The organism is Deltaproteobacteria bacterium, from assembly GCA_016183235.1.
Classification (GTDB): domain Bacteria; phylum UBA10199; class UBA10199; order DSSB01; family JACPFA01; genus JACPFA01.
The window spans coordinates 1-18,407 of record JACPFA010000024.1 but is presented as its reverse complement, the minus strand read 5'-3'; the positions used below and the strand labels follow the sequence as shown (position 1 = coordinate 18,407).

19 protein-coding genes are annotated in these 18,407 nt (G+C 41.8%); 10 read left to right on the top strand and 9 right to left on the bottom strand.

The genetic code is table 11. From position 1 onward, the window contains the following. Positions 1 to 2 precede the first annotated feature (2 nt). The 5 genes from HYU97_05250 (at position 3) to HYU97_05230 (ending at position 5,112) form a co-directional block, all read left to right on the top strand. Positions 3 to 632 carry a hydrogenase gene (locus tag HYU97_05250; GenBank protein ID MBI2336149.1) on the top strand — a complete coding sequence of 210 codons (630 nt, stop codon included), beginning with the start codon at positions 3 to 5 and terminating at the stop codon, positions 630 to 632. Positions 633 to 635: 3 nt separating this feature from the next. Further along, complete coding sequence (locus tag HYU97_05245; GenBank protein MBI2336148.1) at positions 636 to 2,078, top strand: NADH dehydrogenase FAD-containing subunit; 1,443 nt, start codon at positions 636 to 638, stop codon at positions 2,076 to 2,078. Then, positions 2,075 to 3,538, top strand: coding sequence for an NADH-quinone oxidoreductase subunit C (locus HYU97_05240; GenBank protein MBI2336147.1), 1,464 nt, complete (start codon positions 2,075 to 2,077; stop codon positions 3,536 to 3,538). Before HYU97_05245 ends, HYU97_05240 begins: the two co-directional genes overlap by 4 nt. A gap of 11 nt (positions 3,539 to 3,549) precedes the next feature. Further along, positions 3,550 to 4,296 (top strand): NADH-quinone oxidoreductase subunit NuoB, encoded by a 747-nt coding sequence (nuoB, locus tag HYU97_05235; protein MBI2336146.1) that lies wholly within the window; start codon positions 3,550 to 3,552, stop codon positions 4,294 to 4,296. A gap of 66 nt (positions 4,297 to 4,362) precedes the next feature. Continuing rightward, positions 4,363 to 5,112 carry a hypothetical protein gene (locus HYU97_05230; protein ID MBI2336145.1) on the top strand — a complete coding sequence of 250 codons (750 nt, stop codon included), beginning with the start codon at positions 4,363 to 4,365 and terminating at the stop codon, positions 5,110 to 5,112. Positions 5,113 to 5,132: 20 nt separating this feature from the next. Here the strand turns inward: HYU97_05230 and HYU97_05225 are convergent, their stop codons facing one another. The 4 genes from HYU97_05225 to HYU97_05210 form a co-directional block, all read right to left on the bottom strand. Further along, a complete protein-coding gene (locus tag HYU97_05225; protein MBI2336144.1) occupies positions 5,133 to 5,453 on the bottom strand; it encodes a DsrE family protein in 321 nt (106 codons plus the stop codon). 134 nt (positions 5,454 to 5,587) lie between these two features. Beyond that, entirely contained in the window at positions 5,588 to 5,833 is a 246-nt protein-coding gene (locus HYU97_05220; GenBank protein MBI2336143.1) for a hypothetical protein, read from the bottom strand. A 92-nt stretch (positions 5,834 to 5,925) separates the two neighbouring features. Next, positions 5,926 to 7,383, bottom strand: a complete 1,458-nt coding sequence (locus HYU97_05215) for a hypothetical protein (protein ID MBI2336142.1) — start codon at positions 7,381 to 7,383, stop codon at positions 5,926 to 5,928. A gap of 4 nt (positions 7,384 to 7,387) precedes the next feature. Continuing rightward, positions 7,388 to 8,626, bottom strand: coding sequence for a hypothetical protein (locus tag HYU97_05210; protein MBI2336141.1), 1,239 nt, complete (start codon positions 8,624 to 8,626; stop codon positions 7,388 to 7,390). Positions 8,627 to 8,672: 46 nt separating this feature from the next. On the opposite strand from HYU97_05210, the gene HYU97_05205 reads away from it, so the two are divergent. The 4 genes from HYU97_05205 to HYU97_05190 all read left to right on the top strand — a co-directional run bounded on the left by HYU97_05205 (position 8,673) and on the right by HYU97_05190 (position 12,243). Then, the gene (locus HYU97_05205; protein MBI2336140.1) at positions 8,673 to 9,626 is read left to right on the top strand and encodes a polyprenyl synthetase family protein; all 954 of its coding nucleotides are present in this window, start codon (positions 8,673 to 8,675) and stop codon (positions 9,624 to 9,626) included. 4 nt (positions 9,627 to 9,630) lie between these two features. Next, the gene (locus HYU97_05200) at positions 9,631 to 9,825 is read left to right on the top strand and encodes a hypothetical protein (GenBank protein ID MBI2336139.1); all 195 of its coding nucleotides are present in this window, start codon (positions 9,631 to 9,633) and stop codon (positions 9,823 to 9,825) included. Positions 9,826 to 9,839: 14 nt separating this feature from the next. Further along, complete coding sequence (locus HYU97_05195; GenBank protein ID MBI2336138.1) at positions 9,840 to 10,463, top strand: hypothetical protein; 624 nt, start codon at positions 9,840 to 9,842, stop codon at positions 10,461 to 10,463. A gap of 127 nt (positions 10,464 to 10,590) precedes the next feature. After that, positions 10,591 to 12,243, top strand: coding sequence for a PD40 domain-containing protein (locus HYU97_05190; GenBank protein MBI2336137.1), 1,653 nt, complete (start codon positions 10,591 to 10,593; stop codon positions 12,241 to 12,243). Positions 12,244 to 12,270: 27 nt separating this feature from the next. Here the strand turns inward: HYU97_05190 and HYU97_05185 are convergent, their stop codons facing one another. The 5 genes from HYU97_05185 to HYU97_05165 form a co-directional block, all read right to left on the bottom strand. Next, positions 12,271 to 12,636: a hypothetical protein gene (locus HYU97_05185; protein MBI2336136.1), complete on the bottom strand. Its 366-nt coding sequence runs from the start codon at positions 12,634 to 12,636 to the stop codon at positions 12,271 to 12,273. Positions 12,637 to 12,648: 12 nt separating this feature from the next. Then, positions 12,649 to 13,092 carry a VOC family protein gene (locus tag HYU97_05180; protein ID MBI2336135.1) on the bottom strand — a complete coding sequence of 148 codons (444 nt, stop codon included), beginning with the start codon at positions 13,090 to 13,092 and terminating at the stop codon, positions 12,649 to 12,651. 75 nt (positions 13,093 to 13,167) lie between these two features. Continuing rightward, the gene (locus tag HYU97_05175) at positions 13,168 to 15,033 is read right to left on the bottom strand and encodes an ABC-F family ATP-binding cassette domain-containing protein (GenBank protein ID MBI2336134.1); all 1,866 of its coding nucleotides are present in this window, start codon (positions 15,031 to 15,033) and stop codon (positions 13,168 to 13,170) included. A gap of 65 nt (positions 15,034 to 15,098) precedes the next feature. Next, complete coding sequence (locus HYU97_05170; protein MBI2336133.1) at positions 15,099 to 16,985, bottom strand: sulfatase-like hydrolase/transferase; 1,887 nt, start codon at positions 16,983 to 16,985, stop codon at positions 15,099 to 15,101. After that, positions 16,982 to 17,938 (bottom strand): hypothetical protein, encoded by a 957-nt coding sequence (locus HYU97_05165; GenBank protein MBI2336132.1) that lies wholly within the window; start codon positions 17,936 to 17,938, stop codon positions 16,982 to 16,984. The genes HYU97_05170 and HYU97_05165 overlap by 4 nt, the downstream gene beginning before the upstream one ends. A 97-nt stretch (positions 17,939 to 18,035) precedes the next feature. Here HYU97_05165 and HYU97_05160 point away from each other — a divergent pair, with 97 nt between their 5' ends. Further along, a complete protein-coding gene (locus tag HYU97_05160; GenBank protein MBI2336131.1) occupies positions 18,036 to 18,236 on the top strand; it encodes a hypothetical protein in 201 nt (66 codons plus the stop codon). Positions 18,237 to 18,407 lie beyond the last annotated feature (171 nt).

The window sequence follows — 18,407 nt, the reverse complement described above, 5'->3', positions numbered from 1 at the left end:
TTATGGAATGGCTTTTGATAGGGATCATCTTTTCCACATTTTTTATTCTTGGTTCGGGAAGAATTACTTCTTGTATTCGAGCAGCAGCGATGCAAGGGGCGTTGCTTTCACTACTTCCCATGGTGGTTCGTGGGTCGTTAGTTGACCCACATAGCTTGGGATTATTCGTAGGGACTTTTCTCATCAAGGCTATATTAATTCCCTTTATGTTGTTTCGCTCCATGCGCGAGGCTTCTATTCGCGAAGAAATAGAACCCACGGTGAGCCTGCATTTATCGCTATTGGCCGGGGGTCTCGTGGTGGTGATTGCTTTTTCAGGGGTGTTCTCTAGGCTGCCGGGTGCTAACACCCCTCTGATTGTTCCCGCGGCTCTATCCATGGTGCTGTTAGGGTTTCTACTGCTGGTGAGTCGCAAAAAGGCGGTGACTCAAGTGATTGGTTTTTTAGTTTTAGAAAATGGGGTTTTTCTTTTTGGAATGACACTGGTTAAAGAATTTCCAATCACTGTTGAAATGGGAGTTTTGCTCGATCTCCTGGTGGGTGTGTTTGTCATGGGGATCATGATCTACCACATCAACCGAACCTTTGATCATATCGACACGACGTTGCTAACTTCTTTGAAGGACAGTTAAATGATGCCCGTTGCCCTGGTGGCTTTGCCAATATTGTTAGGACTGTTGACGCTCTTCATTCGAGGAGAAGCGAAGCGAAGGCTAAGGCGGTTTTTTCTTGTCGTAGGGGCGGTTTTTCATTTCGGAGGCGTTATTTCCCTTCACCTTCGATCAACCGAAAATTTGCTACAAGGGTTTATTCAGATCGATGCGTTGGGCCTACTTTTTTTAACTATCATCAGTCTACTTTTTTTCTTAGTGGCTATTTATAGCCTTGGTTATTTTCAGCATGAACGTGAAAAATATACCGAAGAAGGGGTCAGCCACCTCTATGTGCCTTGCATGCTTTTTTTTCTAGCGGCTATGACGCTGGCTACGCTAGCTTCACAAGTCGGGGTGCTTTGGATTGCCATTGAGGGCACAACGATTGCCTCGGCACCGCTCATTTATTATCATCGCCATCATCAGGCGCTAGAAGCGGCATGGAAGTACCTACTCATGTGTTCGGTGGGCATAGCCATTGCGCTCTTGGGGATTTTCTTTGTGATTGCTTCTGGCAAGGGAAGTGTAACCGATCTTTCTTTTTCAACCTTCATAGCCAACGCCGCTTCATTAGATCATCGCTGGTTGCGGATTGGATTCATTCTCATCTTGGTTGGGTTTGGCACCAAAATGGGATTAGCCCCACTTCACAACTGGCTGCCCGATGCCCACAGCGAGGCTCCATCCCAAGTTTCAGCACTATTATCCGGGGCCTTGCTTAATTGCGCCTTTCTGGGGATTTTGCGTTTTTACCAAGTTTTAATGGCAGCAGGGTTGAGCGATTTTGCGCAAAAACTTTTAGTTTGCTTTGGCTTGATTTCGCTTTTTGTCGCAGCGGTTTTTATTACCGGGCAACGCGATTATAAACGAATGCTCGCCTATTCGAGCGTTGAACACATGGGGATCATGGCTTTGGGGGTAGGGTGGGGCGTTCAGTTTGGCACGCTCTTGCATGTGATCAATCATTCCCTTACCAAGGGTTTGCTATTTTTAACCGCCGGACAAATTTTGATTGCTTATCGCACCAAAAATGCCTTCGAGGTGCGTGGCCTTTTGAAAACCGTGCCTGAATCGGGTTGGCTTTTTTTAATTGGGGGCCTTGCCATTGCAGGCTCTCCGCCGTTTAGCCCCTTCATTAGTGAATTTTTAATCCTGCGTGGCGGGCTTAACCAAGGTTATTGGCTGTCGAGCTTTTTTTATCTTTTGTTTTTGGGAATCATCTTTGTTTCAATGTCGAGGATTGTTTTGCGAATGGTACAAGGGGAGCGGCAACAACTTTCCTTTCGTCATGAATCCTCTTCGCGACTGATCTTTTTCCCGCCCATCTTGCTAGCCCTCTTGGTCTTGGTTTTTGGCCTTTACCTGCCAGCCCCTATGATTTCTTTTTTGCAAGCCGCGGCGCATTTAATCGGTGGGGGTTTATGAGTTTTCATTTTCTTACCACCAAAAATTCCGTATCGGTTTCAGAAGCCGACATTCCCATCTTGAGCGAAGCGGATTGGCGGCATTGGATTTTAGAGACTTGCAAATCGGGTGAAGGAAGAATCGTTTCGCTCTTGGGTGTTGCAAAACAAAACGACGTTTTAATCTACGGAATTTTAGGCATCGATGCGAAAGGTGAGTTACAGATCGCGGGGTTACATCTTGAAAATAAAAGTTATGCTTCACTAACCCCTGAACTCCCCGAGGCCCATCTTTTTGAAAGAGAGCTGGCGGAAGAAAATGGGATTACTCCTAGCGGGCACCCTTGGTTAAAGCCCGTTCGCCAACAAACAAACTTTCCTTTTTATAAAGTAGAAGGTGAAGAAATCCACGAAGTAGCCGTAGGGCCGGTTCATGCAGGGATCATCGAGCCTGGGCATTTTCGATTTCAGTGCCATGGCGAAAAAGTTTTTCATTTAGAAATACAATTGGGTTATCAGCAACGTGGGGTTGAAAAACTTTTGGTCGTCGCCGCTCCGCTTAAGCGTGCCGTGCTGGCTGAATCGATTGCCGGGGATACGGTCATGGGCCATGGCTTGAGTTACTGCCATACCATCGAAGGGCTTTCTGGGGTTTCAGTTTCACAGCGGGCCAAAGGGCTGCGAGCCATTGCCTTAGAATTAGAAAGGCTGGCCAATCATGCCGGAGATCTGAGCGCCCTGTCTGCCGATGTTGGCTTTCTTCCTAGTGCTGCTTACTTTGGGCGGCTGCGGGGTGAGTTTTTAAATTTACTAATGGAATTAACCGGCAATCGCTTCGGGCGATCTTTTTTGAGGCCCGGTGGGGTTTTGTTTGATCTTACCAAAGAAATGATACTCGATTTTAAAAAACGAGTCAGCCTGGCTGAACATGAAATGAAAGAGGTTGCCGCACTCTTTTTTTCCGCCTCCTCCGTTTTGGCAAGATTAGAACACACTGGAGTGGTTCAGCAAGACACGGCAAAGGCTTTGGGCCTCGTGGGGCCGGCGGCTAGGGCCAGCAATTTGATGCGGGATGTTCGTTATAATTACCCTACGGGTGCTTATCGCTTTCGGCACCTTCCCCCGGTGCGGCTTGTCTCAGGTGATGTTTATGCTCGAGCCAGAGTGCGATCGCTAGAAAGCAAAAGATCTTGTGAATTTATTCTCGAACAACTGGAAGCCTTGCCTGCAGGGAAAATTTTTGGCCCCTGCACGGGCTATAAGCCATCGGCGTTCGCTGTGAGCCTCATCGAAGGATGGCGAGGTGAGATTGCTCATCTTGCCCTGACCAATGAACAAGGGGAGCTGGTGCACTACAAAGTTGTGGATCCATCGTTTCACAACTGGATGGCTTTAAGTCTAGCCATGCGAGATGGCCAAATTTCAGATTTTCCCCTTTGCAACAAGAGTTTTAATTTATCTTATGCGGGCCACGACCTTTAAGAAAGATCATTATGTGGGACATTTTAAAAAATCGTTGGCGACAAGGTTATCAAACCGCTGCTTTTTCAAAAAAAATAACCATGCCAGCGCGGTTTCGGGGGCGGCCGGTTTTTCATCCTGAAAAGTGTAGTCACGGCTGTCACGATTGTGAGGCAGCATGCCCAGCCATTACCCTCAACCCTCCCACGCTAGATTTAGGCCGCTGCCTCTTTTGCCAAGAGTGCGTTTTGGCTTGCCCCGATGGTGCCGTAAGTTATTCCCAAGAAATTCCCATGGCGGTTCGAAATCGCGAAGATCTCCTTTTGAAAGGAGACGGAATAAAATTAGCCACGGCTTTGGGTAAAGAAATTCGGTCCCTCTTGGGGCGCTCTTTAAAACTCCGTGTGGTTAACGCCGGGAGCTGTAACGCTTGCGATTTAGAACTGCAAGCCTTAAACAACGTGGTCTTTGATTTATCGCGGTTCGGAATTCAATTCGTAGCTTCGCCCCGCCATGCCGATGGCCTGGTGATCACCGGGCCGGTAACTGAAAATATGAAACTGGCCTTGCAAAAAACTTATGAAGCTACCCCTGCGCCTAAGATCGTCATTGCCGTAGGTGCCTGTGCCATTCAAGGTGGCCCGTTTGAAAATAGCCCCCACGTGCACAATGGTGCTGACAAGTTACTACCCGTCGATTTATACATCCCCGGTTGCCCCCCGCACCCCTGGACTATTTTGGATGGCCTCCTGAGGCTCTTGGGAAAGGCCAAAAATTAAACCTTTCCAAATTTAAACAATCTCTTTACAATAGGGCTATTAAGGGGCGACTAAGAGGGGGGTTTTATGAGAGTTTTACGGGGTGGCATCCTTTCAATTTTATTATCCATTCTTTTAAGTTCTGGAATTTATTTGGGTTGTGGGGGAGGGGGTGGCGATAGTAGCGTCAACGATTATGAACCTACCGATACCGATGTTGCCAATACTTCTACCACTTCTTCTAATGTGGCGTTGCAACTTTTCTCAGTCGGAAATTCAAGCCTAAGCTTACCCTTAGGCAATGTTTCGTTCGACCAGGTGGAGCCTCCATTCGAGTCGGCCATTACTTCAACCCCCACTTCAAGTTGTAGCGAGGCAAGTTTGCCCAGTGTTACTGGTACTAGCTTTAACGGGCAACTCTATGGAAGCACTTTCAATGGTGATGGTAGTGGAGTTTGTACCCTTAAGGTTGATATGACAAGTAACATCATGGCAGCAACCGCTGCTTGTGATCTTTTTTACCCCGGCGCTGGGAGCTTTACCCAAGACATGACCATCGATGGAACCGTGGGTGCTTCTGCTAGTATTTCCGAAGTTTCAGATAGCGTATTTCAAATTTATACCGAGATCAGTTCGCAGGGCTTGCAATTTTATTTTAAAGATAGTTCCGATGCCACAAAGATTTGTGACGTGGTGTTGAATCTTGCTGATTTGGCTACCATTACCATTTCAGAAGGCTCGGCCACGTATTCTCGCTCTGTTTCAGGTTGTGCCGAAATTTGCAATCAGGCCTTTTCAATGAGTGGTAGCGAATCCGGCACCCTTACGACTCAATAAATCGTTTAGTCGATACTCAGCTAAAACGTTAACACTCGGTCCGAATTTTTGATCAAGTCGTAGAGGTCTTGCATGGTTGAAAGCGGGCATAACTCAGAGGCTTCTTGTTGACGCAATTTGATGCACGTGGTGCAGGCCAGTATGGCCCCACCTTTTTCAAGAAAAGTTTGCATAAGTTCACGGATTTTAAATTTTTCTGTATCGAGTGATTCAGCTTCTACCCCCTTGGCTAGCAAAAAAACCTTCACATCATCTTTTTGTTGCAGGGCAAGGTTGGCCAAGCGAAAGACATTCCAAACCGTTTCAGAATCATTAGAATAAATAATAATACTAATTTTCATTTTTCCTCCGGAACCACTGTGAAGCTCCAAAATATTAATATGCCAGTGAAATAAAACCACCAGGTCCATTTACAATAGGGCCTTTTTCCAAGAGTAATCTTGAATCAAATTTGTTGTCGAGCAGATAGAAATGATTATAAATGGGCATGAGGAGTGGTGGAAAAAGCAGGAATAAAATGCTTTGGTTCTTTTTTTAAGATTTGTTTGATGAACATCTCTTGGGCACCAAACAATTCAATTCCTTTTTCATAAGCTTCTTGCTCAGTTGTGAAGAAACCATGAATTTTTTGATTTTTGATAAGAACAAACTGCCCTTCATGTTGTTGGAGAAGCTTTTCCTTCTGGCCTTCAAAAAAGACTTGTTCTTGTTTTAGATTCATTTTAAACACCTGGCCTTAGAGTAAATTACTTTAACTATTTTCTCAATATGATTTTTCATATTCCTTGCAATACCCCAAAATTTTCATAGGTGTCACGAATTTGGTGATAAAAGAGCCGATCGGGTTTGGTTCGATTGAGATAATGGAACATAAATCCGGTATTCATCGATGATGGTTCTTATGGGCATACCCCATGTGTAGCAAAGAGGTTCGATGAGGGTGGTAATACCCTGATTAGATAAAAATTGTTTTTTGACTTGAGCCTCTATTTCATCACTAGCCACATAAGCTAACACCCATTCTCGAAAAGCCGTCGTTTCTTGTTCTTTAAAAAATGCCAACCGTTTTCTTAGATCAAAAAACACACCTGTGGTGATTAGCAAATTTACTCCCAAAAATTGGGCCAACGTTGCAGGGATTCCCAAATAGGTTACCAAAAAGTAGGTATTAGCAGTTAAAAACAGAATTAGTATAATAACCAAAACGATTGGCTTCATTTGCTGATTTAAATCTCTTCTGAGTAGCGTATTATTTTCTTCGCTGTGTATAAACTGATGTTTTTTTAAAAGGGAAATAATTCGATCTGGTCTGAAAAGCAATGTGAAGTAAATAAATCCAAAGATAGAAATAAGAGTGAGTGCCAGAAAAGATCCCATCCACCCTGTCAATATCATAGAAGCCAATTCATTCAAAAGAGGACTGGAAAAAAAATGATAAAGAGTCGCTGGTAGAAACATTAAAGCAATGGCCCAATAAAGAGGTTCATTGCCTAAACAAGAAAGTCGGAAGGGTAGAGAAATATTGTTTTTAGAATCATGGGAAGAAAGGGTTATTTCTTTTTTGAGTGTTGTTATTACCCATAAAACCCAGATGATTAGTATCAATGGAATAAGACTTATTAAAGTCCAAAGCTGATCAATTTGAAAAAATGGTCTCATATCAACAATAAGTTTTTGGATAAAATCTAATATGAAAAGAAGCCCAAAACCATGGCCAATGCCATAGCGTGTAACCATGAGTGCTCCAAAGAGTCGTAAAAAAATGCCTATCATAAGAGACAACGTGCCTAATAAATAAGGGGTCATCCCTAATTGCAGCAGACCATTATCCTGCAAAGATTTCGTTAAAAGAATAGCTTGTAAGGTAACTAATAGAATCGTAAAAAAAAGTGTCCATTGCAGCAAGGTTGTTCGAGAAGCACCTCCCTCAAAAAGGCACGTTCTTTTTTTCTTAGTTAAGAAAAAAACAAATTGCGTCAAGATACAGGCTGAATAGAAAGGTGCCAATCCTAAAGATGTCAAAAAAATTGATTGAACCATTCCATTGGTTTTGAAAAGTTCAAAAATATTTTGCGAAATAAGCAACGAATTCAAGTTTGTCTTGAGGAAAGGCAGCGGAATATAATCAAGAAGTCCTAACAAGAATAAAACACCAATCGTAGCAAGCCATCGGCGATGCATTTTCTTATTGGAGAAACTCCATTTAAACTGGCTTAAAAAAGATTCAGGAAATATCTCTCTTTTCCAACCTATTTTGTTATTAAGAGTCATGGGTTCACCTTTTATTTCGTAAATCTAAAACATAAGGGTCAATCGAAGTTTCTTGGTAAATATTTTCACGCCAATTACTGCCAAAGACGATGCGATCTCCCTTAGCACTTACCGTGGCATGGGGTTCGGCGGCATAGACACCTTCATTCCCATAGCGGCGACTGTGATGATGGGCCAAGCGTTCAACGCCGTTTGGTGATTTTATGGCACTGCCATCTAATTTTAAAGCAAAGATTTCGTCGGCAAATAAATCCCAGTGGGTGGCATCGGTTGATTGCTGATCATTCATGTCAAACACGCTCATATAACACCAACCAGGGCGTTTGATATTGCGACAAGAAATATGCAGGTCAAATAGCCCCAAGTTTAAAAGATCCGCTGTTTGGCCATCCCGGAGCAGGAATTTTTTTATCACGGTCTTGTTAAGGTTCGGATCGTAAACATCCATCACCAAAATTTCAGTTGAACCATCTGCATCTAACCCTAAATCACTATGCCCGGTGCCGAGCGGCTTCGTCCATAATAATTTAGTTAGATCAAGAGGATATACCTCAACCCCTCGCGCGCTCGTTGCATAATCAACCACCACATAATGACCCAGCGGGGAAATAGAAACCCAATCTACAAAATCAATCCCGGTGGGTAGGTTGCGGCGACTTACGAGGGTTTTACTGAAAATATCCAATACCAAAATTTCTTTAAAATCATGATCACCCATGCGACCCATGACAGCATAATAACGCCCATCGTTAGATAAATTCCCCTCGGCAAAAGTGTCAGCGGTTACGTAAGGAGCTCCTTGAGGATTTTTAAAGGTGAAGACAGGGGTGATGGTATCGGTGTTAATATCATAAATTTTTAAAGTAGCTTCGGTGTTAAAGTAAAGGAGGTGAGGGAGGCTAGGGTGCCAAAAGATATCTTGTGCCCCGGTGATTTCATCTTTTAAAATTTTCTTAAACTGATAGTTCTTGGCATCATAAATTAAAGTGCGACCATCACAATCTTGAAGTCTCAACCAAGATTCGTCGGCATTAAAAACCTGGCGCTTCGAATATTCAGGTACCAAACAACGCCCGGTGAAGTTAGGGGGTTTGGAGATACGGGTAATGGCATAACCAAATTTAGCATCAAAAAAAGTTTCTCCCGGCGCAGGCTTTTTATTCATAAAGTCATGAGGAATAATATTAAAGCTGCTCATGCCAAGGGTGGCGAAAACAATCGATAGGCTTAAGAATTTTTTCATAAAATGGGCTTTGGCGCATTTTCAAATGATAGTAAAGAGATCTTCTATGCAAGGTAAAAATATTAACCTTATCTTTAAAAAAACAGACCGTTTGTTCGATCAATATCTTCCATCCGATTTGCTGCGCACGATTTTAAAAAATAGGCTCATCAATTTAAAAAAGAGTAGACAGTTTCAAAACTGGGCACCCTGTGTTGACATCCCCTATCATTTATCGTTGGGGCTTAATAACTCTATAGCTCAGAGCCATTGGCTTGGGGTTTTGACAACTCTATTGTTTCTAGGTTGCGATCTCTTAGATGATTTGCACGATCAAGATTTATATAAGAGTGAAAGCCCATATTCTCCTGCACAATTAAGCCTAGCATCAGCGGTGTTGCTAACCGCATTGCCCAACTTAGTATTAAGAGAATTGGCATCTGTTTCCAAAAACTTTGCCCTACTCAAAACCATTTCAGATTCTCTTTTGGTCATGGCTGCTGGCCAATTTCAAGATTTATCCTTGGCAAACCCATACACGATTCACCCCAATGCTATCGAAGCTATGGTTTTGAAGAAGAGTGGAGAAGAACTTAGCCTCTTCTGTCGCTTGGCGGCTAAAATAGCTTCGGTTTCACCTATAATCGAACAAAAGTGTGCTGACTTTGGTAAATTTCTTGGTACGGCCTTGCAAATTTCCTCGGATGTCTTTGATCTTTTTTGGGCTCCGCAAAGCAAAGATTTAAAACATAGTTCCTTAACTTTACCCATTGCGCTACATCTTGTGAGAATAAAAAATCAGGCTGCTTTCTTAAAACTCTTAGAACGAGCTGGGCACGTTAAAGGTGCGCGTGCAAAAATCAAAAAGCATTTGACTTCATCGGGCAGCATAGAACATACTGCCATATTCATTGAGTTTTATTGCGAGAAGGCCCGTCAAATTTTGAATGGGCTAAAGTTTGGGCGCAAAGTTCAACGATCTTTGGAAAAGTTAATTAATAAGATTTCTTTACAGGAGTAAAATCATGAATCACAACGCAATCCAACAATTGCTCGATGTGCTCAACAATGATTCAACATTGTATCAGAGCTTTAAGAAAGATCCTGTCGCGGTTATCAATCAACTCAATTTAAAACTTACTCCCGAAGAATGTAAGGCCATTCATAAAATCAAGTTAGGGCAATGGCAAAAGCGTTCAGCTGTGCTTTTAGGTATGTAATTTTGTAAAATCTTGTGAAGCAAAAAAGAATCGTTATTACATTTTTAGTTTTAAGCTTGTCGATAATTCGATGTGGTTCTGGTAATCCCTCAGGAGAACTGGCCCGAACCGCAGCCGACGATGTCGTGACTTTTATTTCGTGGTCAGCCGCAGCTTGGGGGGCATTGGGCTCTGTTGTTGAATCGAATAAGACGCTTTCTTTCCCTATTACTTGCCCTGGGGGTGGTGAAATGGCTGTTCAGGGGAGTCAAGTTACCCTTAGTAATTGTTCCGTTACTTCAGACAATGGCACTTATACGGGAACTGGCACCTATACGGTATCCGAACAGGGGACCTTGGTAACCCATAGTTGGGATCAGGATCTTTCTGCCTCCGAGACAAATGCCACTGTTACTTTTTCAAGCGATGGATTTCTTACCTTTGATAATTCTGGAAACGATGTAAGTTTTCAGTTTGAAGCGACTTTTTCAACAGGGGTACATTTGATGAGTGGGTCTTTGGCTGAAAATAATGATGGAACCATTGACTTGAGCATTACTCTAGCTCTGGATGGCGTGGTATGGTTAAACTGTTCATTCGATGACGTCATTGTTGCTAATTTAACCGAAGCCGAAATTCTCATTGGATGCAACGTGTAAGCTGTATACAACAAGTATACACAAAAATGCCCTTTTGGTCCTTATCTTAAGACTCCGCATCTATCATTAATCGATAATCCTTGCGAGTAGGGAATGGTTCCCATACACTTTAAAGAGGGGTAAATGCATGTCAGCCAACAAATTTCAGTTTGGATTTATATACTTAATCTTTTCAGTAAGTTTGCTCACTGCTTGTGGTGGTAGTCATACACCCCAGGAAGATTTTGCGTGGTCCATACCTCCATCGATTTCTACACCGGTTCCAACATTTACTCCTATTCCAACATCCTCTCCACAAGATCCAGAGATAGATGAATCGTCTTCTGAAGATTTCGTGGTAATATACGAATCCAATCGTGCTTTGGACGGCAGTGAAACAAAGGGTCCTGTTAGAAATATATGGTCTTATTCCAACAAGACCAAACAGCATACTCCTCTTACGAAATTGACCTCTGCTCATTCTCAATCCCCAGAACCTTCCCCGGATGGTAAAAAAATTCTATTTGTGTCTGATCGCAATCTGGATGGAACAGACTCAACACTAAAATTTTCGACTAATATTTGGATCATGAATCAAGATGGCAGTGGGGTTAAGCCTTTGACAAAATTAAAAACAAACAAGCACATTTATTCTCTCTCGTGGTCGCCAAACGGAAAAAAAATCGCTTACCTATCCAATCACTCATTAGTGGGGACGACTGGGACCGTGCCAGCACCAGCAGTTGTCAATGAATTCATGCTAAATATCTTTCTCACAGAGGAAGAAGATGGTTATGATAAAGCTAAAGCCCTAACAATGAACGCTCAGGAAAGTTATTTCACGAATGAGGGCCCTTGTGGGAATAGCGATTTTTCTTTTTCACCTGATAGTGAAGAGATAGTCTATGTTTCAACTTGTCACGAGCAACTTGATGGAACTCAAATCACTGGAAACGAAGCACTTTGGAAAGTAAAGCTCAAAGATCCCAGCGGTTCTTCTAAGAAGCTTTTATCTTCTGATAAGCTTCCCCTTGGAGATTGGGACCCCACTCCGCAGCGAAGTCCTGAATTTTCACCTGACGGTAAAACAATTATTTTTAGGAGCAAAACAGAGATTAAGCAGCAAATTATTCCAATGAATTTGGGTTCGAATATGATAGTAGGTGATATTTTGTTTGAATCAGATAATTGGCTTTGTTGGGAAGTCGATGCGAAAACTGGGGTAGTTATTGACCATTTGACCAGCAACTATACCTCTTCCCTGGCGTATCAATTTTTTGACTTGGCCCCCTTGGCAAATTTTGGAGCCCCAGCCAATTGTTACGCCACCCATTGGACTCCGGATGGCGAGAGGATTCTCGTGAACTCGGATTATATGACAAATAATGAAGAAAAAAAAGACTATAAAGGTTGGTTGTTCTTAATGGAGCCTTATGGCGGTTCACTACAGACGTTCATCAAAGAACCACAAAATTTGTTCACAAGTGATGACTGGGCGACATCTCAATGGTCTGCCGATGGGAGCAAATTAGTGTATGTAGTCGACAATGAGAACGTATGGATTACTGGAATGACAAAACAAGAAGATTATTGTGAGCAAAAAGGCAACAACACAATAAACTGTGACATGGGTAAAATGAATAAATTGAATTTCTCTCTTACTTTGCACTCTGAAGAAAGTGGCATTTACAGTAGCAATCCCCGTTTTTTGAGCAACAAAATTCCTAATTACTTTCTACCTAGCTTTGATATTAAGAAACCAAACGAAAAGAAGACAAACAAGCTTATTCTAATCAAGTAAAACCCAGCTTAGATTAACCATCGAGGATTAGTTGATCTTAACACATTCCCAATTTGAAACATTGAAGTGGCGTTCGGTATAAGACTCTGTTGTCTTAGTTACAATTTTGCCATCGCGTTTTTCCGGTTCAACCACAAACTCAAACCAGCTTCCTGTAAGTTGCACCTTACCTGGGCAGGAGATTTTTGTTTGGGTATAAATAACAACGTGTTCCCCATTATCCAAGTCAAACTCTTCTTCAATCCACTTGCCTTTAGGTGGTTGGGAGGCATGTTGTGACACGAGTGGAGATAGTTTACCTTTTAAGGTCACTTCATTGGTTGCGCCTATACTCCACGACGCGAACAGACTCATGATGACGATAAGCTTTTGTAAGATAAACCTAGTTTGCATAACGATTCCTCCTTACCAAGCCTTGGGTAACGTTACCTTTGGATCAAGGTTCCCTTTGCCAGGTACATAATTAGCTTCAATACGAATGCCATCCGGATCTTCGAATAATAGAGAATAATAACCAGGGGCCCACTCAGGGTTAGCCGTGGGTGGGCGGATAATCTTGGCATTTAGCTTTTTGGCTAAATCATGCAATGCATCGACGTCTTCATGTTTTTTTAATCGAATGCACACATGATGTAAACCACATCGAGTTTGCACAAAATTTTCATTTTTATGTTCAGGAGAGGCTTGCGAAATGGCAATGCCGGTGCGCCCACCTACGCAATAATAAAAACCATCAGTTTCGAACATAGGAATCATTTCAAAAAATTGAAGTAATGCCTTATAAAAAGGCAAACTTTTTTCAAAATTACTTACGGTCAATTGAATATGGGCAATGCCATTAATTTCCATAAATCCTACTAAACCTAAATTGATTTTGAAGTCACTAGTTTTCGTTATTTTCGACCCAGGTGGGTCATGGCGTGCTCATCCTTCCAAACATTCTTTTAATAACATTTCATACTTGTGACTTTGTTCGTGGTGTTTTTGCGATATTTTTTCTAAACGATCAAATTTTTCATCGATTTGTTTTTGGGAGTCTTTGAGCTTTTTTGATAAAACAATAAATGCTTCACGGTTTTGGGTTTGAGAGGCTTTGATCAGTTCAGCATTGGCCAGCCCTACCATTTCTTCCAAATCACAGATTTCTTTTTCTAGAGTTTCCATTTCTTTTTTAAGCGGGTCTAAAGTGCAAGAGCGTTTGGTGATAATATCAGCTCTTTTTTTGCGGGCTGCTTTTTTATTGAGAGGAGAGGCAACTAAAGATTCTGTTGAAATAGCAGCAGTTGTTTTGAATTCCTTGTCCGGAGTTTCGTCCCAGCCAACTTTTTCTAAAAATTCATCGTAAGTGCCTAAGAAAAGTTTTACTTTACCTTGATGAAAGACCACGAGTTTAGTGGCAATCTTTCTTAAAATCTCTTCGCTATGAGTGACAATAACCGCAGCGCCTTCAAAATTTTCGATGCTTTCCATCAAAGCTTCGATGGATTGCATATCTAAATGGTTCGTGGGTTCATCTAAAAAGAGCAGGTTAGCTGGCGCAGCCAAGATCTTTCCCAACAACACGCGGCTTTTTTCTCCTCCGGAAAGATGAGAAATCTTTTTTTCAGCGTGATCACCGCTAAACATCATTAGCCCACAAATATTTCGAATGGTGGTGCGATCAAGTTTAGAATTAGCGTGGGCAATTTCTGTTTCTACAGTTAATTTGGGGTTAAGCCGGATGATATTGGTTTGCCCAAAATAACCGACCTGCATATTCGGATGATGCCGGATGGTGCCGGCTTGTGGGCTAAGCTCTTGGGCCAACAGGTTAAGTAGCGTTGATTTGCCTTTACCATTTTTCCCAATCACGGCAATGCGATCGTGAGCCTGGATGGTTAAATTGAAATTGGAGATGAGCGGATTTTCGGGTTGAAACGAAAAAGTAAGATCAGATACTTCCATTAAAATTTTAGCTTGGAACGGGGCGTAGTGAAATTGAAAATCCAAATTTTGGATTTGAGATAATTTGTCGAGCTTGGGCATTTTTTCAAGCATTCTAATGCGTGACTGAACCAGCGTCGCACGATTAGCTTGAGCTTTGAATCGATTAATAAAGGCCTCGGCATGTTTGCGCTGCTTTTCTTCGTTGAGGCGGGTTTTTTCATATGTTTCTTCGTCCTGTGCAACCAATGTATAAAGGGCCCTAGAATTGCCTTGAATCCGTCTAATTTTTTGGCGGTGAATGAGCGCGGTGTGAGTTGTGACAGCGTCCATAAATTCTCGGTCATGGGAAATGATGATGAGTTCATTTTCCCACGAACGAAGAAATTGAATAATCCAACGAATAGAAACGATATCTAAATAATTGGTGGGTTCATCTAATAAAAGCAGATTAGGATTAGAAACTAACACCTTTGCCAAATTCAAACGAATTTGAAAGCCACCTGAAAATTCAGCCGGGGCTTTTTGTAGATCGGCTTCGGTAAAGCCAAGGCCAAAGAGGATGCGCTCGACTTTATAATGATCATGTTCTTCTTCGGGCCTTAAACCAAGGCAGCCTTCTTCTAAAATGGTGGGTTGGGTAAAATGGAGATGCTGGGCCAAATGCCCCATACGATAATGCTTGGGTTTGCTAATGATCCCCGAATCTTCCTGTTCTTCGCCCAGAATAAGCCGGAATAGGGTAGATTTGCCATGGCCATTTCTCCCCATCAGCCCAAGGCGTTCGCCCGGTGTGAGCTGGAGAGATGCCTTATCAAAAAGAACTTGGCCACCATAGGATTTGCAGAGGTCTTGAATACGCAGCATATTTTGGGTTTTGCTATTACGGGTTATGGCCTAAAATTGCAATGCAAGAAAACAAAAGGAGATTGTCACTGAATCGGCAAATGAAAACTCTCGGTTTTTTTGCTGTTATGATAATAAATTTCTTGGAGACCTTCGCTATTGACCCAAGAATGTTTAGGTAATTCATGTTCTCTGCCGGGGAACAAAGTCCCATTGGCACTATAAATCTTTCGATTAGGGGGTATTGGCTCAAGCAGGCTCTGCCCAACAAAAATTTCTTTTGCACCTTTCCCTAAATTGCCTAAATCTAAAATAGTTGGAAGAATATCAATTAACTGAACAGGCACATGAGTATTCTCCCGCAAATTTGCTTGAGAATGCTTAGCCAATTTCTGTTCGACAGACTTTGGAATATAGATGATCAGCGGTACCCGCAATTCTTCTAAATATAAAGTGCCTCCATGAAATAATTGCCCATGGTCTCGAAAGGCTTCACCATGGTCCGCTGTAATAATAACAACAGTGTTATTGGCCAAGTTCAGGGTGTGCATTAAATCAAATAATTTTTTCAGCATATGATCTGTATAAGCAAGGGCATTATCATAGTCGTTGATTAGGCTGGTAAGATCGGTATCTCCCAAAAAATAATTTTTTGCAGGATGAAACAAGGCATGGGCTGGAGGATAGCAGTAGGGGATATGCGTGCATTCCAATTCCCAGATTCCAAAAAAAGGAGATTGACTGTTTGTTTGCCTTAATTTCTGCTCAAGTATTTCAAAAGTATATTGATCATCACGTTGCACCCCGGTTTCTTCATAAAATTGTTTGAGTAGTCTTTTTGAAAAAGAGTTTTTGCTCTGTGAACGGCCCTCATAGAACTCTTTTAATTTAATTTGCCCTACGTCTAAGTAAAAATCTAAACCCGGGGTTTGAAAATATTGATCTAATTGGTAACGTGGATACCCCACCGATTGGGTAATCATAAAATTGTGATATCCGCTCAACTTTAAATAATCCCAAATTAAAGGGGCTTTTGCGAAGTCTTCTATTTTTTCTCTAAAATCTAGCCCTGAGGTTAAGGAAATTAACGAAAAATAACTGCCCGATGCATTCGACAAGGCATGATCAAATTGATAAACATTTTCGTTTTGAATAATGCTTGATAAAAAAGGAGAGGTTTCACGCTGGTACCCATAGCTAGAAAGATGATCTGCACGTATAGATTCCAGTAGTACCAATAAAATATTAGGTCGCTCAGAAATATTAGTTTGAGATATGGGTTGAGAAAATTCAATTTGTTGACGTTTAACCACCCAAGGAGGGGCCTGATAGCTTTCCCCATATCCAAAAATGCCTTGCGGGGCTTGCTTTAGCGAAACAAAAATCTCTTGTGTTAATCTTATGCCCGCTAACGTGGGGTTGCTTCCCCAGGGGCCAAGGCTATTGCCCCATCCCAAAATTAGCCAAACCACCCAAAGGGCTTCTGCCAAATATCGAATGCCATGGCTTGCTCTTAAGGGTCGTTTAAAAAATTCTGGGGAATAATTGAGTAGAATGATGAAAGTAAGTAAAAATACCAATACAGAACTTAAGGCACGCCAAAAATAGGCTTCCTGAAATATCTTTTCAAATTGTTCCGCAATAATCGGCCAATTCAACCTAATCATATCAAATTGAGCCATGGTAATAAATTTACCAAACAAAAAATGATGAATAAACTGGCCCAACCAAAGCGTTAGAAAAAAAATAAATATGGGAAATGATAATAACAGGGTGATTTTACTAAATTTAAAGAGAGTCTTGCTTAGGGTTAAAAACAAAGACCAAAACCCATAAGCTAAAACGAAAGCAATGGCGAGGTCGATAAGGCTTAATTTTATTTCATACCTGAAACAAAAAATAAAAAAAATTGCGGTTAAAAGAAAAGTCCAAAGAAGAGGAGCTTCTTTCGAAAAAAAATGAAGTAACTTCATTTGCCACACCATTCTCGGATCTGCTCATACACTCGTGCGCTTCTTTGTAAATGTTCGTGGGAAATTCTTGGGATGATTTTACAATGATCTTGCAAAAAGGGGATCCCCGTACCGCTTGCCAGATGAACTAGGCCATCACCAAACCAACGCCCCATTTTTGAATTGGCAACTTTTGAAAGGGTCCCACAGATTAAGTAGTGATCAACCTTTTTTAGGAGAGGAGGTTTGTTTTGATGCCAATAAAACAGGTCGCCGGCATTTTTTTTCTGCCAGTCTTCATCGATCACATATCCATGTCGCAGATCTTTAATGCCGGCACTTCGTAAATCACCTAAGATGACAATCGCCTTTGTAATGGGGTTTGGAATTTGGTTTAAGATAACAGTAGTGAGTTTCCCGAGTTTTTCAAGATGGGTACCTAAATGAGGCGTGCCCAAATAAAAAATTTTTCTGATAAACTTTATCCATCTTCTTTTTTCTTTTTGTCCGTAATAACACGCACTGCGAAAAACTAGCCCCCCCATGCTGTGTCCGACGAGTACTATCTCACCTATTTTCCCAGGATAACAACCCATGAATTTTTCTAATAGGTTCGATAAATGTCTGCCGTTGGTGGATATATGCATTCCCGAGTTATAGCGCAGAAAGAAGGGAGCATAGCCAAAGTCTTTTTGGAGGAGAGACCCATAGTTTGTTGACATGTCATGACTAAATCCCCAACCTTTTTCGGAACCGCAGCTGCCATGAGCTAAGATGCAAATTTTACCGGTATCGGGTGGTGTAATTTTACTTAAGGAGTTTTTGCTCAGAGTAAGTGGCCCACCTGCCATATAAAGCTTCATCTTTATTGCAAGCCGGGTTTTGCTTTTTTCTAAGGTGTCTCCAATTACTCCATTAACGACACAAAGAATTCGATCTACTTTTTTGGGTAACGATGTAAAAAAACTTTTCATTTTTGACACAACATTATGTTGGTAGGAGTTGACTTTGTGGTATCAGGAAGTACTTTAAAAAGTCTACTGGAAATACATTGTAAGCGGGGGAAATAAAATGTTTGATCTTCCTTCTATTTTATGTGGGATTTTTTTTAGTATGGTTGGCCTTTATGCTTGGCGTTATGGGCGCCAGCAACAAAGTGGCCGCCATATGTTGTTGGGCGTGGCGCTATTGGCATTTGGCTATTTTATTCCAAATGTTTGGTTAGCGCTCGCTATAGGTACTTTATTGACCACATTCCTTTTTTGGCCCTGAGGATCAAGAGGAATCCATAACAAGAGGAATCCATGACGAAGGAACTTTTCTATTCAAAACGATTTTTAGGGCAAAATGCCACGAATGGGTAATAACCGATAAAATTTAACAGAGCTGTGCTTTAAGCTTGCAGCCTGTTGAAAGGGTCTTGTCTGAATTTGTATTAAATTA

Coding starts and splice junctions, on each gene's coding strand:
- HYU97_05245 (MBI2336148.1), top strand. CDS start 636: ATGCCCGTTGCCCTGGTGGCTTTGCCAATATTGTTAGGACTGTTGACG.
- HYU97_05250 (MBI2336149.1), top strand. CDS start 3: ATGGAATGGCTTTTGATAGGGATCATCTTTTCCACATTTTTTATTCTT.
- nuoB (MBI2336146.1), top strand. CDS start 3,550: ATGTGGGACATTTTAAAAAATCGTTGGCGACAAGGTTATCAAACCGCT.
- HYU97_05200 (MBI2336139.1), top strand. CDS start 9,631: ATGAATCACAACGCAATCCAACAATTGCTCGATGTGCTCAACAATGAT.
- HYU97_05220 (MBI2336143.1), bottom strand. CDS start 5,833: ATGAATCTAAAACAAGAACAAGTCTTTTTTGAAGGCCAGAAGGAAAAG.
- HYU97_05180 (MBI2336135.1), bottom strand. CDS start 13,092: ATGGAAATTAATGGCATTGCCCATATTCAATTGACCGTAAGTAATTTT.
- HYU97_05210 (MBI2336141.1), bottom strand. CDS start 8,626: ATGAAAAAATTCTTAAGCCTATCGATTGTTTTCGCCACCCTTGGCATG.
- HYU97_05170 (MBI2336133.1), bottom strand. CDS start 16,985: ATGAAGTTACTTCATTTTTTTTCGAAAGAAGCTCCTCTTCTTTGGACT.
- HYU97_05185 (MBI2336136.1), bottom strand. CDS start 12,636: ATGCAAACTAGGTTTATCTTACAAAAGCTTATCGTCATCATGAGTCTG.
- HYU97_05175 (MBI2336134.1), bottom strand. CDS start 15,033: ATGCTGCGTATTCAAGACCTCTGCAAATCCTATGGTGGCCAAGTTCTT.
- HYU97_05225 (MBI2336144.1), bottom strand. CDS start 5,453: ATGAAAATTAGTATTATTATTTATTCTAATGATTCTGAAACGGTTTGG.
- HYU97_05240 (MBI2336147.1), top strand. CDS start 2,075: ATGAGTTTTCATTTTCTTACCACCAAAAATTCCGTATCGGTTTCAGAA.
- HYU97_05215 (MBI2336142.1), bottom strand. CDS start 7,383: ATGACTCTTAATAACAAAATAGGTTGGAAAAGAGAGATATTTCCTGAA.
- HYU97_05190 (MBI2336137.1), top strand. CDS start 10,591: ATGTCAGCCAACAAATTTCAGTTTGGATTTATATACTTAATCTTTTCA.
- HYU97_05165 (MBI2336132.1), bottom strand. CDS start 17,938: ATGAAAAGTTTTTTTACATCGTTACCCAAAAAAGTAGATCGAATTCTT.
- HYU97_05160 (MBI2336131.1), top strand. CDS start 18,036: ATGTTTGATCTTCCTTCTATTTTATGTGGGATTTTTTTTAGTATGGTT.
- HYU97_05230 (MBI2336145.1), top strand. CDS start 4,363: ATGAGAGTTTTACGGGGTGGCATCCTTTCAATTTTATTATCCATTCTT.
- HYU97_05205 (MBI2336140.1), top strand. CDS start 8,673: ATGCAAGGTAAAAATATTAACCTTATCTTTAAAAAAACAGACCGTTTG.